Genomic DNA, 15576 nt, shown 5'->3' with positions numbered 1-15576 from the left:
AACGTTCTTCCATATGAACTGTGGGCGGATCCGTGAACGCCGCACTGCCCCGTGACGGTAGGGACGCCGCATGGGCGTGTCAAGGTCTGTACCAATGCCCGTGAGGACGGGCTCGTCCCGTGGCCGCCTGTGAAGGGCGGCTTCGGGGAATGCGCGGGCCGTACGGGACGTTCTCCCCGGTGAACACGAGGAGGAGCGGTAATCGTGCTTGATCCGCAAGATTTGTACGCATGGGAGCCGAAGGGCCTGGCAGTCGTCGATACGGCGCTTGCGCAGGAGTCGGCCGGGCTTGTCATGCTCTATCACTTCGACGGGTACATCGACGCGGGTGAGACCGGCGACCAGATCGTCGAGGGGCTGCTGGACACACTGCCCCACCAGGTGGTCGCCCGTTTCGACCACGACCGGCTCGTCGACTACCGTGCGCGCCGCCCCCTGTTGACGTTCAAGCGCGACCAGTGGGCGGACTACGAGACACCGACGCTCGATGTGCGTCTGGTCCAGGACGCCACCGGCGCGCCCTTCCTGCTGCTGTCGGGCCCGGAGCCCGACGTCGAGTGGGAGAGGTTCGCTGCCGCGGTCGGGCAGATCGTCGAACGGCTCGGCGTGCGTATCTCCGTGAACTTCCACGGGATCCCGATGGGCGTCCCGCACACCCGCCCGGTGGGGATCACCCCGCACGGCAACCGCACGGATCTGATGCCAGGACACAAGTCGCCGTTCGACGAGGCGCAGGTGCCCGGCAGCGCCGAGTCGCTGGTGGAGTTCAGGCTCGCGCAGTCGGGGCACGACGTGCTCGGTGTCGCCGCCCATGTACCGCACTACGTCGCGCGTTCCTCGTACCCCGATGCCGCGCTGACCGCGCTGGAGGCCGTCACCGCGGCAACGGGGCTCGTCCTGCCGAGCGTCGCGCACACACTGCGCACCGAGGCGCAGCGCACCCAGGACGAGATCGAGCGGCAGATCGGTGAGGGTGACGAGGAACTGACCGCTCTGGTCCAGGGACTTGAGCACCAGTACGACGCGCTGGCGGGATCGGAGACCCGGGGCAACCTGGTCGCCGAGGCGGTCGAGCTGCCGTCGGCCGACGAGATCGGCCGCGAATTCGAGCGCTTTCTCGCGGAGCGGGAGGGTGACGCCTGAGGCCCCGGCGCAAGGCCCTAGGCTCCAGGCCATGCTGAAAGTGGGATTGACCGGTGGAATCGGCGCCGGCAAGAGCGAAGTGTCCCGGCTGCTTGCCGGTTACGGAGCGGTACTGATCGATGCCGACCGGATTGCCCGCGAGGTGGTCGAGCCGGGGACTCCGGGGCTGGCCGCGGTCGTGGAGGCGTTCGGCACGTCCGTGCTCGCCGGGGACGGCACCCTCGACCGGCCCGCGCTGGGCTCGGTCGTCTTCGCCGACCCGGACCGCCTGGCCACGCTCAACTCGATCGTCCACCCGCTCGTGGGGGCCCGCTCCGCCGAGCTGGAGGGCCTGGCGCAGGACGGGTCGGTCGTCGTCCACGACGTGCCGCTGCTGACCGAGAACCGCCTCGCACCGCTCTACGACCTTGTGGTCGTGGTGGACGCGGCGCCCCGGACGCAGCTGGACCGGCTGGTACGGCTGCGCGGGATGCAGGAGTCCGAGGCACGTGCCCGGATGGCGGCCCAGGCCACCAGGGAGCAGCGCCGCGAGATCGCCGACATCCTGATCGACAACGACGGCCCGCTGGACGCCCTGGAGCCGCAGGTGCGCGCGGTCTGGGCCCGGCTGGCCGAGCGGGCCGGGAGCAGCTGACCCGCGGCTGCCGGAGCGCGCGGGGCGGGCGCGGTGGATCCGTCCGTGCGACGACAGGGCGTTCGCGACGTCCGGAGTGAAGACAGCGACTGAGAAGAAAGGCCAGGACCGATGTCCCCCAGCACCCCCGAGACCCACGTCATCGACTACCGCGCGGCCGAACAGCTGCTGGACGCCCGTGACCCGCGAGGCGCCGTGAAACTGCTGGACGAGGTCATCGCCGCCCACCCGGAGAACACCGCGGCCCGGCTGCTGCGCGCCCGTGCGTTCTTCGCCGCCGCGCAACTGCGCCCGGCCGAGCTGGAGTTCCAGCTGGTCCTGGAGCGGGAGCCCGACAACGCCTTCGCGCACTTCGCTCTCGCCAGGACCTTCGAACGGGCAGGCCGTCCCGAACAGGCCAGGCGCCACTTCAGGCTGGCCGCGGCGCTCGACCCGCAGCCCGAGTACCTGCGGGCCGCGCGCTTCGACTCCGGGGACTGAACCGGCCGTTCGGGACGTGCGGGAACGGCGGCCGCTGCGCGTTCGTTCCGCACGCATGAGCGTCCGGATGCGCGAGGGGTACGCAGGCGACGGCACCTGGGTACGGGCGCTGCCCGCACCATGAGCACCAGCGCCGGGTCGCCGGGGCGCGCCCCGGCGCGCGTACGGGCGGCGGCCGGCCGGGCAGCGCGGTCAGTGGACCAGGGTGTAGCTGCGCCAGGCCACGAGCGGCGGCGTCACCGTGTTGGTCAGTGTGGTCGCGTTGTACATCGTCGGCTTCCCTGTGCACCGGTCGCCGGGGTACAGCCACATGTCGACCAGCGTCTTGTTGGCGATGGAGGCGGCGCCCCCGCGCGGCAGCGGGTGGCAGCCCCGCACGGACGGATTCGAGACCGTGACGACCTTCGAATCCGGAGTGGTGTACGAGATCGTGCCGACCGCCGTGCGGCTGAGACCGGAACACCCGGCTACGGCGAGCGGCAGGAGCACTGCGCCGGCGATGAAGCCGAGGCGCCGGTGATCGGACATGCGCGGTCCCGTCTGTACGGAGAGTCACTGGTGGGAGCAACCCTGCCCGCTTCCGGGCCCCGCGGCATCCGGTGCTGGGCCGCGCGGGGGACCGCGACCGTTCCCCGCCGGCCGCCGGGGTGATGCCCACCGGCAGGTCCGGACACTGCCGGACCCTCCGGAATGCCTTTTCCCGGCCGTCACGTGCCGGGATCTTTACGGGAAGGCCGCGGCACGGTACCAGGGGGAGACGCCCGGCTCTGCTTCTTCTTCGGCAGCGGGACAGGGAGCGACGGGACCGTATCGGCGGGACCCGTATCGGAGAGCGGAGATCTGATGCAGATGGAACCGGTGTGCATGACCCGGCGGGGCGCCGTCCGCGGCCGGATGGACGGCGCGGGGGTGGCGTCCTTCCTGGGGATCCCTTATGCGGCGCCGCCCTTCGGCCCCCGCAGGTTCCGTGCGCCGGCGCCGCCGGCACCGTGGCAGGGCGTAAGGGACGCACGGGACCACGGTGCGACCGCGCCGAAAGTCCCGTACGCGCCCCCGTTCGACCTTCTCATCCCCGAGGACTCCGGGAGGGACGGCGAGAACTGCCTCAACCTCAGCGTCTGGACGCCCGAGCCGGGGCCCAACGGCGGCCTCCCCGTCATGGTGTGGCTGCACGGCGGGGCCTTCGCGAACGGTTCGGGGTCGGCGTCCGCCTACGACGGCAGGGCGTTCGCCCGCGACGGTGTGGTCTGTGTGACGGTCAACTACCGGCTGGGCGCGGACGGCTTCCTGAGTCTGGAGGGCGCGCCCGACAACCGCGGGCTGCTCGACCAGATCGCGGCCCTGGAGTGGGTGCGCGAGAACATCGCCTCCTTCGGCGGTGACCCCGATCGCGTCACGGTCTTCGGGGAGTCGGCCGGTGCCATGAGCATCGGACTGCTGCTGGGGATGGAGGCGGCCCGCGGCCTCTTCCGGCGGGCCATCCTGCAGAGCGGGGGCGCACACCACTTCCTGCGCCCCCGCTCCGCCCGGCTGATCGCCGGGCGGCTCGCCGGGCTGCTGGGCGTCGCTCCGACCGCGGAGGAGTTCGCCGCCCTGCCGCTCGCGACCCTGCTGCGTTCCCAGGGGGAGCTGCGCGCGGAGATCGGGAGCCGCCCCGATCCGGCCCTGTGGGGGGAGGCCGCGCTGAACGCGATGCCGTTCGAGCCGGTCGCTCCCGGCCTCACCCTGCCGGGCCCTGACTGCGGTGTCGGTCTGCTCGTCGGCAGCAACCGGGAGGAGAACCGCCTCTTCATGGTCCCCACCGGGCGGATGGACACCATCACGGAGGAGCGGCTGCGCAAGGCCGCCGCGGTGTACGGACTCGACCCGGACAGGGCACTCGCGGTCTACCGCGCGGACCGTACGGAGGCGAGCCCGGGCGAACTGCTCGACGCGCTGGCGACCGACTGGTTCTACCGGATCCCCGCGCTCCGGCTGGCGGAGGCCGTCCCCGGCTCGCATGTCTACGAATTCGCCTGGCGCTCACCGCAGTTCGACGGCAGACTCGGCGCCTGCCACGCGTGCGAGCTGGGCTTCGTCTTCGACAACCTGCACGATCCGGCGTACCTCCCGATGATCGGCGGCCACCCGCCCCAGGCGCTCGCCGACACCGTGCACGGCGCCTGGGTCGCCTTCGCCGGGACCGGGGACCCGGGGTGGCCGGCGTACGGACCCGCCGACCGCACCACGATGGTCTTCGCCGACAGGTCCGGACCCGTCGACGACCCGCGTCCCGCGGAGCGGACCCTGTGGGACGGGGTGCGCTGAGCCCTCTGCGCTGCTCAGCCCGGCGCCGGGCAGTGGCCCGCCCGCGGCCGTCGCCCGGCCGGCGCTGTCGGACCCCGCGCCTACACTCGCAGAGAGGCTGGGATCCAGGGCGGAGAGGCAGGTGAGCGGGGTGCGCGGGACAGCGGAGACACGGCGTGCGGGCGGCGCCGGGCCCGCGGCGCTCACCCGGCAGGCCGCCGTCTTCCTGCCCGCGCCCCTGCCCCGCGAGGGGCGGTTCGCCTTCTGGGACCCGGAGGGCGAGGCGGCCGGCCCCGACGAGCTCGTGGTCGTACGGAGACAGGGGACAGCGGTCCGGCGCCGTACGGTGTCCGCCGTGCTGCTGCCCCTTGCCGAGGCGCTGCCACTGCTGGTCGCCGCCCGGCACTCCCCGGTGGCCCACCCCGCGGCCCGCTGCTGGGGCGCGGCGGCGCTGCACGCGCTGCACCTCGCCGCGCGGGGGCGGTTCCTGCCCGGACTGACCGCCGACGACCAGGACGCCTGGCGGGCCGGGCCGCTGGACGCGGAGGACGTCGCGCATCTGCGGGCCGTGGCCGCCGCCATGCCTCCCGAGGCGCACGCGGTCCCGCTGCCCGGCCGCACTCCCCTGGAGCTCCCCGAGCCCGAAGGGCTGCTCCGTTCGTTCTGCGACGCCGTCGCCGACACCCTGCCCCGCACCCCGGCAGCGGCGCACGCGGCAGGGACGGCCTACGCCGCCCGTGCACCGCAGCGGCTGCCGGGGCTGCGCGAGTGGGCGGCCGAGGTGGCGGCCGGTGCGGACGCGGGCGTGGAGGTCTCCCTGCGGCTGGACCTCTCCGGATACGAGCTGTTCGACCGCGCGGACGACGCGCCCGATGCGGACAGCTCCGTGGCGGACGGCCGTCCCGCGGCCCCGGAGCGGCGGGCCGCCGCGGCCGTCGTCCAGGTGCACAGCCTCGCCGATCCGACGCTGGTGGCCGACGCGGGACGGCTCTGGGCGGGGGACGGCGACGAGCACTTCGGGCCGCGCGTCCGGGTCGAGGCCGTTCTGGCGCTGCGGCGCGCGGCACGGGTGTGGCCGCCGCTCGCCGGGCTCCTCGACCGGCCCGTGCCCGACGTACTGCCCCTGTCCGAGGACGAGTTGTACGAGCTGCTCGGGCCGGCGGCCGCGCGGCTCGCCGCGGCGGGTGTGGCCGTGCACTGGCCGCGGGACCTGGTCAGGTCGCTCACCGCTGCCGCCGTCGTCAGACCCGCGCCCGGATCGGCCACGGACGGCAGCCCCTTCTTCGACGCCGGGCAGCTCTTCTCCTTCAGCTGGCAACTGGCCGTCGGCGACGACCGGCTGACCGAATCCGAGATGGACATCCTGGCCGAGGCACACCGTCCGATCGTGCGGTTGCGCGACCAGTGGGTCGTCATCGACCCGGCTCTCGTGCGGAAGGCACGCAAGCGTGAACTGGGGCTGCTCACCCCCGTGGACGCGCTGTCGGTGGCGCTCACGGGGAGCGCCGACGTGGACGGCGAGACGGTCGAAGCGGTCCCGGTCGGCGCGCTCGCGGCCCTGCGCGCCAGGCTCACGTCGGAAACGGCGCCCCTGCCGCAGCCCGCGGGTCTCGATGCCACCCTGCGCGACTACCAGCTGAGGGGCCTCGGCTGGCTCGACCTGATGACCTCGCTCGGCCTCGGCGGCTGCCTCGCCGACGACATGGGCCTCGGCAAGACGATCACGCTCATCGCCCTCCATCTGCACCGCGCCCGTACCGAGCCCACCCTGGTGGTCTGCCCCGCGTCACTGCTCGGCAACTGGCAGCGTGAGATCACCCGCTTCGCCCCGGGTGTGCCGGTCCGCCGCTTCCACGGCACCGACCGCTCACTGGCCGGCGCCGAAGGAGGCTTCGTCCTCACGACGTACGGGACGATGCGCACCAGCGCCGCCGAGCTGGCCGGGCACTCCTGGGGCATGGTCGTCGCCGACGAGGCACAGCACATCAAGAACCCCCACGCGGCGACGGCCAGGGCCCTGCGCACCATCCCCGCCCCGGCACGGGTCGCGCTCACCGGCACACCCGTCGAGAACAACCTCTCGGAGCTGTGGGCTCTCCTCGACTGGACGACCCCGGGGCTGCTCGGGCCACTGAAGGCCTTCCGCGCCCGTCACGCCCGGATCGTCGAGAACGGTGAGGAGGACGGCGCCGTCGAGCGGCTGGCCCGGCTCGTCAGGCCCTTCCTGCTGCGGCGCAGGAAGTCCGACCCCGGTATCGCCCCCGAACTGCCGCCGAAGACGGAGACCGATCACCCCGTCCCGCTCACCAGGGAACAGGCCTCGCTCTACCAGGCAGTCGTCCGCGAGTCGATGGCGGTCATCGAAGCAGGTGAGGGGAGTGGCCGGCGCGCCCAGATCATGAAGCTGCTCACCGCGCTCAAGCAGATCTGCAACCACCCCGCCCAGTACCTGAAGGAAGGCCCCTCCCGCCTCGCCGGGCGCTCGGGGAAGCTGGCCCTCCTGGACGAACTGCTCGACACCATCCTCGCGGAGGGCGGTTCCGGCGGGGCCGTCCTGGTCTTCACCCAGTACGTGGCGATGGCGCGGCTGATCTCCGCACACCTCACCGCGCGCGGCATCCCCTCGCAGCTGCTGCACGGCGGGACGCCGGTGGCCCGGCGGGAGGAGATGGTGGACCGTTTCCAGGCGGGCGAGTGCCCGGTCTTCCTGCTCTCCCTCAAAGCGGCGGGGACCGGGCTGAACCTCACCAGGGCCGGTCATGTCGTCCACTTCGACCGCTGGTGGAACCCGGCCGTCGAGGAACAGGCGACCGACCGCGCCTACCGCATCGGCCAGACCCAGCCCGTGCAGGTCCACCGGCTGATCACGGAGGGCACCGTGGAGGACCGGATCGCCGAGATGCTGACGGCCAAGCGCGCGCTGGCCGACGCCGTGCTCGGCTCCGGTGAGAGCGCCCTCACCGAGCTGGGCGACGCGGAGCTGGCCGACCTGGTCTCCCTGCGGAGGCACGCATGAGCAGCTGGTGGGGGAACGCCTGGGTGGCCGCCCTCGAAGCACTGTCGCTCGACGCGGGACGCCTCGAACGGGGCAGGAGCTACGCGGACGGTGGCCATGTCGCCGCGGTGAACGTCACGCCGGGCCGCATCCTCGCCTACGTGCAGGGCAGCCGCCCACGCCCCTACCGGGCGGAACTGCGGCTGCACACGCTCTCCGGCGCCGACTGGGACCTCTTCCTGGAGGCGGCCGCCTCCCACCCCGGCCACATCGCCGCCCTGCTCGACAAGGACATGCCCCACTCGCTCGTCGACGCCGCTGCCGAGGCGGGCGTCGCCCTGCTCCCGGCACCGGGCGACCTCGTCCCCTCCTGTACCTGCCCGGACAGCGGACGCCCCTGCAAGCACGCCGCCGCCCTCTGCTACGAGACGGCCCGCCTGCTCGACGCCGATCCGTTCGTCCTGCTCCTGATGCGCGGCAGAACCGAGCGCGAACTCCTCGACGAGCTGGCCCGGCGCAACGCGGCCCGGTCCGCACGTGAGCAGCCCGCCGCGCCGCCCGCCCCCGGAGTCACCGCGCGGGAGGCGCTCGCCCCCCGGTTCCTGCCGCCGCTGCCCGCGCCACTGCCCACCGGGCCGTACCCCGGGCGCCCGCCCGCCTACCCCGGCGCGCCCGGGGCTCCGGACCCGTCGGCCCTCGACGACCTCGCCACCGACGCCGCCGCGCGCGCCCACACGCTCCTGACCACCGGCGCCGACCCCGTCAGCGGCCTCACCCCCTGGCAGGACGCGGTCCGGCTGGCAGCCGCCCGGCCCACCGCCGGGCTGACCGCCACCACCCGCACGCTCTACCGCGCCCTCGCTTCGGCCACCGGCCGCAGCCCGACCGACCTGGCCCGTGCGGTCGCCGCCTGGCGGCAGGGCGGGGTGGATGGCCTGGCCGTACTGGAAACGCCCTGGGACCCGCCCGCCGGTCCCTTCGACCGGGCCCGCCCGGCCCTTGCCGCCGCCGGGCTGCCGCGCTTCCAGCCGTCGCGGAACTGGCTGACCGTCCCCGGCGGCAGCCACCAGCTCCGCTTCGGCCGGGACAGCCGCTGGTACGCCTACGAATCAGACCCGGGCCGGGACGACTGGTGGCCCAGGAACACCCCGCACCCCGACCCGGTGGAGGCGCTCCGGCGCTAACCTTCACCGAGTGAATCGGTCACCGAGTGAAGGGGGCGCAGTGGACGCGGAGTTGACAGCGCTGGTCACGGCAGGGGCGACGGCGCTCGTACAGCAGATGGCGACCGACGCGTGGTCCAGGACACGGGACCGGGTGGCAGCCTTCCTGGCCCGCCGCGGCGGTGCGGATCCCGGCGCGCTCGCCGCCGAACTGGACGCGGCACGCGCCGAGCTGGCCGCCGCCCGGCGCGACGGCGACGAGGAGGCCGCGGCCGACGTGCGGGGCGAGTGGCGGCTGCGGATGCGCCGCGCCCTGCAGGCCGACCCGGAGGCCGCCGCGGAACTGCGCGCGCTGCTGGACGAATTGGCGCCCGCACGGTCCGCCCCGCAGATCGGCAGCGTCAGCAACAGCTTCACCGGGGTCGCGCACCACGGCATCGTGGTCCAGGCCGGGAACATCGAGAATCTGAGCTCCGGCGGCCAGGGCTGACGAGCCGGCTCGCCACCCCTCGGCCGCACACCCCCGGGCGCGGCGGACCGACCGGCCCGGGGACGCGGCGCCCCCGCGTCCCCGGCCCGTCAGCGCAGTTCCAGCACCCGCACCCCGTAGGGCTCCAGCGTGACCTCCGGCGTCTCCGTCTCCGTCTCCGCGCCCAGGCCGAAGAACCGGCCTCCGCCCGGCCGTACGGTCAGCGCGGACTGCGACTGGCTCACCAGCCAGACGAAGCGCCTGCCGTCCTCGTGGACCAGCACATCGGCGCTGACGTACGGGGTGTCCACCGTCACCGGGCGGGCCACTCCGGCGACGTCCGCGAGCGCTTCGTACAGCCGGTGCGTCTGCTCGGGGTTGACGCGCGCGGTGCGTGCGGCCATGTGTTCCAGCGGATAGGTGGCGAGCACGGTCCGGCCCTCCCCGGTCTCGTTCACCAGCAGCGCCGGCCGGCCGTGTGCGTCCGTGGCCACCACGCGGGCGCTCGTCGGTACGACGGGCAGATAGGCGATGCTGTCCTCGTTCCCCGCGACCGGGAAGCTCAGGGTCTCACCGGCCTTCAGCGGCCCGAAGTCCTCGGTGAAGGTCAGGTCGAGCACGGGGTCCTCGATCGGCTCGGTGACCCCGTACGACAGCTGGTGCTCCACGCCGAAGAGCCCGTCCAGATCGTGGAACCACGGCCCCCGGGTCGCCGGGTGCTCGCCCGAGCAGAACGACAGGTAGACCGTCGCCCCCTCGCGGGCCCGCCGCTCCAGGTCCCGCCGGGTCCTGGTCGTCAGCTGGCGGGTCGAAGGGAGCAGATACAGCTGCACGTCGTCGGCGAGACCGTCAGCCTCGCGGACGAACCCGACCGGCAGATCGGCGCCGTGTGCGGCGACGTAGCCCTGCTGCAGCGAGGAGAAGATCAGCGGACGGTCCGCGGGCCTGCTGTACGGATAGCCGCGCTCCAGGAAGGCGGGGACGACCAGCGCGGCGCCGGCGTCCGACCGCCGGCACCGGGCGAAGTCCACCTGTCCGAGGACGGCGGAGAAGGCGGCGAGCTCCCGCAGCGGCTCCTTCGCGCGCCCCTCGCTGTCCGTGATGCCGAAGTGCATCTCGAAGGGGTGATGGTCGTACGGCGACTGGTCCCACAGGTCGTCGTAGTCGGTGTTGTTCCAGGCGATCCAGCCCGTCGCCCCGCCCAGCAGCGAATTGTGCAGCGTCTGGCGGTAGTACACGCCCGCGTTGCGCGCCGACACGGTGTCCGTGGAGAGGCCGAACTCCTCCAGGACCACCGGCTGGCCGGTCACCGACGCCAGTTCGCACTCGAAGGCCGCGCGGTAGTGCTGGCGGACCATGTCGGTGTCGGAGCGGTAGACGTGCGGGCCGACGAAATCGACGTACTCGGCGGTCTCGCGCAGCGAGAACCCGTTGTCGCGCCCGGTCACCTCCTGCCCCCACGCGCCGTCGCCGAGCGAGACGGGCTGGGTGCCGCCCGCGGCCCGTACCGCGTTGCACATCGACTGCGCCCACGCGGTCACCACGTCCGACGACGGCGGGTCGACCTGGTAGATCCGCCCGTACCCCGGCATCTCATTGGTGATCAGCCACCCGGTGACGGCCGCGTGGTCCTTGAAGCGCCGGGTCATCTCACTCGCGAACCAGGCCTGCCGGCCGACCATCCACACGTCCTCGTAGAGGTCGCGTCCGGCGCGCCACACCGGGTCCCAGTTCTCTCCCGACATGTGGCCGACGATGAAGGTGGGGACCGTGCCCATCCCGTACTCGGTGTGCGCGTCGAGGAAGTCCCGGAAGCGGGCGCACAGTTCCTCGTCGATCCGGTGCGGCTCGGGGTGGAAGTCGGGCCAGTAGAAGAAGGAGCGGGTCATGTTGAGCCCGTGCTCGCGCAGCACGGCGAGCTCCTCGCGCACCACACGGGGATCGTAGTTCCGCCACATCAGGGGCCCGCCGGTGCGGGACCAGAAGTTGGCGCCGAGCCAGGGCAGAACGGCCGGGTCGTGGGCGAGCTTGGCGCTGTGGCGCTGCATGTCTCGTGCTCCAGAAAATCAGACGGGACCGGTCGACTCGCGTACCACGAGCCGGGGTTGTCCGGTGAGGGGTTCAGTGGGTACGTCCTCGCCGCACTGCGCGAGCAGCGCCCGGGCTGCGGCTGCGCCGGCCTGCTGGACGTACTGGTCGACCGTGGTCAGCCGGGGGTGGATCCAGCTGCCGACCGGCAGGTTGTCGTAGCCGATGACGGAGAGTCCGCCGGGGACGGAGAGTCCGGCGCGCTGCGCGGTGCCGATGCCGCACACCGCCATCGAGTCGTTGGCGTAGACGATGGCGGTCGGGCGCGGTTCGAGGGCGAGCAGCTGCTCGGTGGCGGCGGTCGCCGCCGCTTCGGTGAAGTCCGTGTGGACCACGGCGACCGGGGTCAGGTCCGCCGCGGCCAGGGTCTCCTCGAAGACCTGCCGGCGGAAGCGGGTGTGCAGCAGCCCGGTCGGGCCGGTGACGTAGGCGATGCGCCGGTGGCCCAGGTCCAGCAGATGACGGACGGCTTCGCTGACTCCGCTGCCGTGTGCCGTGCCCAGCAGCACGGCGGGCAGCCCGAGCCGTTCGAGGAGGGGCGGCCGGGGGTCGTCGGCGCGGTGCTCGGTCAGAACGGCCCCGTCGACCCGGCCCTCGGCCGCGAGCCGCTCGTAGAGCGCGGTCTCCTCGCGCACATCACCGGTCAGGTGCAGCAGCAGCCCGTATCCACGGGGCGACAGCTCGCTCTCCAGCCCCGTGATCAGCTCGGAGAAGTGCAGATCGGTACCCAGCACGTCGGTGGGCCGGCGTACGACCATCGCGATCGTGTGCGTACGGGACCGGCGCAGCGCGCTCGCCGACGCGCTGGGCGACCAGCCGAGCCGCCCGGCCGTCTCCAGGACCCGGCGCCGGGTGGGCTCGGAGATCCGGCCGGTGTTGTTGAAGACCTTGGACACCGCGGCGGTGGAGACTCCGGCCTCCGCGGCGACGTCCTTGATCGTGGGCCGGGGGCCGGCCTGCGGGCCCGGACTCACATCTTCACCGCGCCGCTGACCAGGGCCTGCTGCATCCGCCTCTGCAGCAGCGTGTACATGATCCAGACCGGGACGAGGGTCAGGATCGTGCCGGCCGTGAGGATGCCGTAGTCGGTGCCGATCTGCGACTTCAGGGTCGGCAGGGCGACCTGAATGGTCCGGAGGTCGGGGTCGGGGCCGATGATGATCAGGGAGTACAGGTACTCGTTCCAGAAGGTCAGGAAGTTCAGCAGCAGCACCGTCGCGATGCCCGGCATGCACATCGGGGTGTAGATGTGCCGCAGCACACCGAAGGTCGAGGCGCCGTCGATCCGCGCGGCCTCCTCCATCTCGTGCGGGATGGTGCGCATGAACTGGATGAGGATGACCACCGACAGCGGCATGGCGGTGGCGGGCAGGAACAGCACCATGAACAGCCGGGTGTGGAAGAGCCCGGTGGCCGCGGAGAGCAGGAAGGTGGGGAAGAGCGCGGCGAAGGTGGGGATGAGGAACCCGAGCGAGAAGATCCGCTCGATGGCGGCGCCGACCCGGCCCTGCGCCCGGGCCAGGGAGAACGCCGCGGGTATGGCGAGCCCCAGCGTCAGCGCCAGTGAGAACACCGTGACGATCCCGGAGTTGAGGATCGCCATCCCCAGATCGGCGCTCTCGAACGCCGTACGGAAGTTCCCGAAGCCGAACGAGGTCGGCGGGGCGAGCGGATGGGCGAAGATGGCCTCGTTGGACTTGAAGGCCGACGCCAGGAAGTAGTACAGCGGGATGGCGAGCAGCACGGCGTACGCCCACACCAGAATGTGTGCGGGGAGCCAGGACTTTCTGAACTTCACGGTGGCCATGGGGTCGGGCTCCTGTCAGTAGCTCTGGCGGAAGGCGCGGCGGATGGCGAGCAGCCCGGCGAGACCTGCGAGGAAGAGGACCACGCCGACGGCCTGGCTGTAGCCGAGGTCGCTCTCCATGAAGGCCTTCTCGTAGACGAGGAAGGACAGCGTGGTCGACGAGTTGGCCGGCCCGCCCTGGGTCAGCAGCAGCACCTGCTGCGCGGAGCCGAAGAGCGTCCAGAGGAACTGGAGCATCGTGACGACACCGACGTACTCCTTGATGACCGGGAAATGGATGCGCCACATGGCACGCCAGTGCCCGGCGCCGTCCAGCTGCGCCGCCTCACCGATCTCCTCGGGCACGCTGTCGAGGCGTGCGGCGAAGAGGACGGCGGTGAAGCCGATCCCGGCCCAGACGTCGAGCGCGATCAGGCAGTAGAGCGCGGTGTCGGGGTTGGCGAGCCAGGCGTCGGTCACCGATCCGAGGCCGGCGGACTTCAGGAAGCCGTTGACCAGGCCGTCCGGGGAGAGGGCGGCGTAGAAGACCATGGCCTTGGCCGGGGTGGAGATGAGCCCGGGGACGAACAGCAGATAGCGGATCACCCGGTGGCCCGGCGGTTTCTGGGCGACGTAGTACCCGACCATGTAGGCACAGACGATCATCACGGGAAGCGCGATGACCATCTGCAGACCGGTGTTGCGCACCGCCTGCCAGAAGACCGGATCGTCGAAGAGGGCACGGAAATTGTCGAAGCCGGCGAAGGACGTCGGCTGGAGCATCCCGGGCCAGTGCAGGGCGGCGATCACGAAGATCGCGACCATCGGCCCGACCATGAAGACCAGGTACCAGACGAGGGCGGGCAGCGCGAGGACGGTGGTGCGCGGACCTCGCTGCTTGCGCCGGGCGGCGGAGGGCGGGGCGGCCTGCTGGGAGGCGGGCCTGACGGATGAGGTCATCGTCACGGGGTTGCCTCCTCAGGCGTTGCGGTACGCGCCCTGGAGCGCGGAGACAATTCGGCGGGAGCTGACGCCCGGGGTGAAGGCGGTGCTGGTGGCCTGGATCATCGGCTGGACGGCCGACGGCGGTACGTAGAGGTCGGGCAGCACGACCTGGCTGACGCTGCTGCCGAGCTGCTGCGCCTTGGCGACCAGCGGGAACTGGTCGCTGAGGGTGTCCGTCCGCACCGCCATGTCCCGGCCGCCCTCCTTGATGAACCGGCTGACGATCTCCGGCCGGTACATGAAGCGGACGAACTTCTCGACGGTCTCGATCTTCTTGGTGCCGTTGGGGCTGACCCAGAATCCGGAGACCGTGAAGGTCCGCAGGATGGTCGGCTTGTCGTGCACCGCGCCGGGCGGCAAGGGCCAGCCGCCGACATCCGTATGGCTGGCAACGTTGTCGGGAACCCGGGCGAGGGCCGAGGACATGGCCGACTGCATGGCGGCGGCCCCGGTATTGAACTGCGTGGTCATCGAGTCGGTGGTGAGCCCCTGGGCCTTGTCGGTGAAGACCCCGGCGTCCCGCAGCTCGACGAAGTACTCGATGCCCTCGCGCGCGCCCCTGATCCCGCTGAAGTCACCTGTGGCATAGAGCTTCTTGGCCTGGTCGGCGGTGAGGAAGGACTGGATGATCTGGGCGAGGAGCTTCTGCCCCGTCCAGTCGTTGCCGCCGATGGTGACGGGGGCGGTGCCCTTGGCGCGGAGCTTCTTCGCCGCTGCGATCAGGGCGTCCCCGGTGAGCGGGATGTCCTCCACGCCGGCCTTGCGCATCACGCCGCGGTTGAAGGCGACCGGCCAGTTGCTCGCTATGTACGGGAGGGCGCGCAGCCGGCCCTTGTCGTCGGTCCACTCGGCGAGCGCGGCGGGCAGGATGCGCTTGCGCAGGTCCCAGTCGTCGAGGTAGCCGTTGACGGTCACCGTGGCGCCGAGCCCGGTCCAGGAGACGGTCTTGTCATAGAGGTTGACCATGACGACGTCGGCCTCTTTGTGCGCCAGCCGCGAGGTCTCGTAGACCTGCCCCAGCTCGTCCCCGTTGATCAGACTCTTGATCTTGATCCCGGGGTTCTCCTTGCGGAACGTGTCCAGCACGGCCCGGTAGGTCGCGGAGCCGGGCGCGGTGCCGCCCAGCGAACTGTGGATGACCAGGGTGTCGGGGTCGGACTCGTCCCCTCCGAGCATCCCGCACCCGGACAGTCCGGGAACGGAGACACCGGCGGCGACGGCCGCGCCCGCGGAGAGGAATCCACGGCGATTCAGCATGGAACGCACGGCGTGCGGCCTCCTACGGGGGAGCAGGGGAGCAGGGGTGCCGGGGAGGTGGTTAATCGATATACCTCCGGGGTGCGAGCACCGTACGAGGCCGCGGGGGAGCGGTCAACCCCCCGTTGCACATGGTGGAATGGGGTGACGGGGAGCGGGTGGATACGGGGCCTTCGGCTCGTTATGGGCGGTGTGCGGGGCCTGGTGCGCATCGCTCGGCCGGGGCCGGGATACGGGGTCCGGTGCGCGCGGTCACGGTCCGGCCGTCGC

At 72.2% G+C, this 15576-nt stretch carries 13 protein-coding genes; 7 read left to right on the top strand and 6 right to left on the bottom strand.

Annotated features, from left to right (window positions below; all coding sequences use genetic code 11):
• The first annotated feature begins 204 nt into the window (after positions 1-204).
• The 3 genes from OG917_RS08400 (at position 205) to OG917_RS08390 (ending at position 2257) form a co-directional block, all read left to right on the top strand.
• Positions 205-1143 carry a PAC2 family protein gene (locus OG917_RS08400; RefSeq protein WP_328316919.1) on the top strand — a complete coding sequence of 313 codons (939 nt, stop codon included), beginning with the start codon at positions 205-207 and terminating at the stop codon, positions 1141-1143.
• A gap of 31 nt (positions 1144-1174) precedes the next feature.
• Positions 1175-1777: a dephospho-CoA kinase gene (gene coaE / locus OG917_RS08395; protein WP_328316918.1), complete on the top strand. Its 603-nt coding sequence runs from the start codon at positions 1175-1177 to the stop codon at positions 1775-1777.
• Between the two features lie 111 nt (positions 1778-1888).
• Entirely contained in the window at positions 1889-2257 is a 369-nt protein-coding gene (locus OG917_RS08390) for a tetratricopeptide repeat protein (RefSeq protein WP_328316917.1), read from the top strand.
• Positions 2258-2449: 192 nt separating this feature from the next.
• On the opposite strand, the gene OG917_RS08385 is transcribed toward OG917_RS08390, so the two are convergent.
• Positions 2450-2785: a hypothetical protein gene (locus OG917_RS08385; protein WP_328316916.1), complete on the bottom strand. Its 336-nt coding sequence runs from the start codon at positions 2783-2785 to the stop codon at positions 2450-2452.
• Between the two features lie 315 nt (positions 2786-3100).
• Here OG917_RS08385 and OG917_RS08380 point away from each other — a divergent pair, with 315 nt between their 5' ends.
• The 4 genes from OG917_RS08380 to OG917_RS08365 all read left to right on the top strand — a co-directional run bounded on the left by OG917_RS08380 (position 3101) and on the right by OG917_RS08365 (position 9191).
• Positions 3101-4564: a carboxylesterase/lipase family protein gene (locus tag OG917_RS08380; protein WP_328316915.1), complete on the top strand. Its 1464-nt coding sequence runs from the start codon at positions 3101-3103 to the stop codon at positions 4562-4564.
• Between the two features lie 121 nt (positions 4565-4685).
• Positions 4686-7559, top strand: a complete 2874-nt coding sequence (locus OG917_RS08375) for a DEAD/DEAH box helicase (protein WP_443058924.1) — start codon at positions 4686-4688, stop codon at positions 7557-7559.
• Positions 7556-8722 carry an SWIM zinc finger family protein gene (locus OG917_RS08370; RefSeq protein ID WP_328316913.1) on the top strand — a complete coding sequence of 389 codons (1167 nt, stop codon included), beginning with the start codon at positions 7556-7558 and terminating at the stop codon, positions 8720-8722. The genes OG917_RS08375 and OG917_RS08370 overlap by 4 nt, the downstream gene beginning before the upstream one ends.
• 40 nt (positions 8723-8762) lie before the next feature.
• Positions 8763-9191 carry a hypothetical protein gene (locus OG917_RS08365; protein ID WP_328316912.1) on the top strand — a complete coding sequence of 143 codons (429 nt, stop codon included), beginning with the start codon at positions 8763-8765 and terminating at the stop codon, positions 9189-9191.
• A gap of 89 nt (positions 9192-9280) precedes the next feature.
• Here the strand turns inward: OG917_RS08365 and OG917_RS08360 are convergent, their stop codons facing one another.
• From OG917_RS08360 to OG917_RS08340, 5 genes are read right to left on the bottom strand one after another with little or no spacing between them, the layout of a single operon-like run.
• Positions 9281-11218, bottom strand: coding sequence for a cellulase family glycosylhydrolase (locus OG917_RS08360; protein WP_328316911.1), 1938 nt, complete (start codon positions 11216-11218; stop codon positions 9281-9283).
• An 18-nt stretch (positions 11219-11236) separates the two neighbouring features.
• On the bottom strand, positions 11237-12232 hold the full coding sequence (locus tag OG917_RS08355) for a LacI family DNA-binding transcriptional regulator (protein WP_328316910.1): 996 nt from the start codon (positions 12230-12232) through the stop codon (positions 11237-11239).
• Positions 12229-13056, bottom strand: a complete 828-nt coding sequence (locus OG917_RS08350; RefSeq protein WP_328321743.1) for a carbohydrate ABC transporter permease — start codon at positions 13054-13056, stop codon at positions 12229-12231. Before OG917_RS08350 ends, OG917_RS08355 begins: the two co-directional genes overlap by 4 nt.
• Positions 13057-13080: 24 nt before the next feature.
• Positions 13081-14004, bottom strand: coding sequence for a carbohydrate ABC transporter permease (locus OG917_RS08345; RefSeq protein WP_328321741.1), 924 nt, complete (start codon positions 14002-14004; stop codon positions 13081-13083).
• Positions 14005-14022: 18 nt separating this feature from the next.
• The gene (locus tag OG917_RS08340; RefSeq protein ID WP_328316909.1) at positions 14023-15315 is read right to left on the bottom strand and encodes an ABC transporter substrate-binding protein; all 1293 of its coding nucleotides are present in this window, start codon (positions 15313-15315) and stop codon (positions 14023-14025) included.
• Positions 15316-15576: the final 261 nt, after the last annotated feature.

Origin of the sequence: Streptomyces sp. NBC_00388 (assembly GCF_036061255.1) — a bacterium.
Taxonomy (GTDB): Bacteria; Actinomycetota; Actinomycetes; order Streptomycetales; family Streptomycetaceae; genus Streptomyces.
This window is presented reverse-complemented; position numbering and strand designations above follow the sequence as displayed.

Bases quoted from the DNA above. Each gene is read 5' to 3' on its own strand.
- OG917_RS08385 (WP_328316916.1), bottom strand. From the start codon at position 2,785: ATGTCCGATCACCGGCGCCTCGGCTTCATCGCCGGCGCAGTGCTCCTG.
- OG917_RS08380 (WP_328316915.1), top strand. From the start codon at position 3,101: ATGCAGATGGAACCGGTGTGCATGACCCGGCGGGGCGCCGTCCGCGGC.
- OG917_RS08345 (WP_328321741.1), bottom strand. From the start codon at position 14,004: ATGACCTCATCCGTCAGGCCCGCCTCCCAGCAGGCCGCCCCGCCCTCC.
- OG917_RS08360 (WP_328316911.1), bottom strand. From the start codon at position 11,218: ATGCAGCGCCACAGCGCCAAGCTCGCCCACGACCCGGCCGTTCTGCCC.
- coaE (WP_328316918.1), top strand. From the start codon at position 1,175: ATGCTGAAAGTGGGATTGACCGGTGGAATCGGCGCCGGCAAGAGCGAA.
- OG917_RS08370 (WP_328316913.1), top strand. From the start codon at position 7,556: ATGAGCAGCTGGTGGGGGAACGCCTGGGTGGCCGCCCTCGAAGCACTG.
- OG917_RS08390 (WP_328316917.1), top strand. From the start codon at position 1,889: ATGTCCCCCAGCACCCCCGAGACCCACGTCATCGACTACCGCGCGGCC.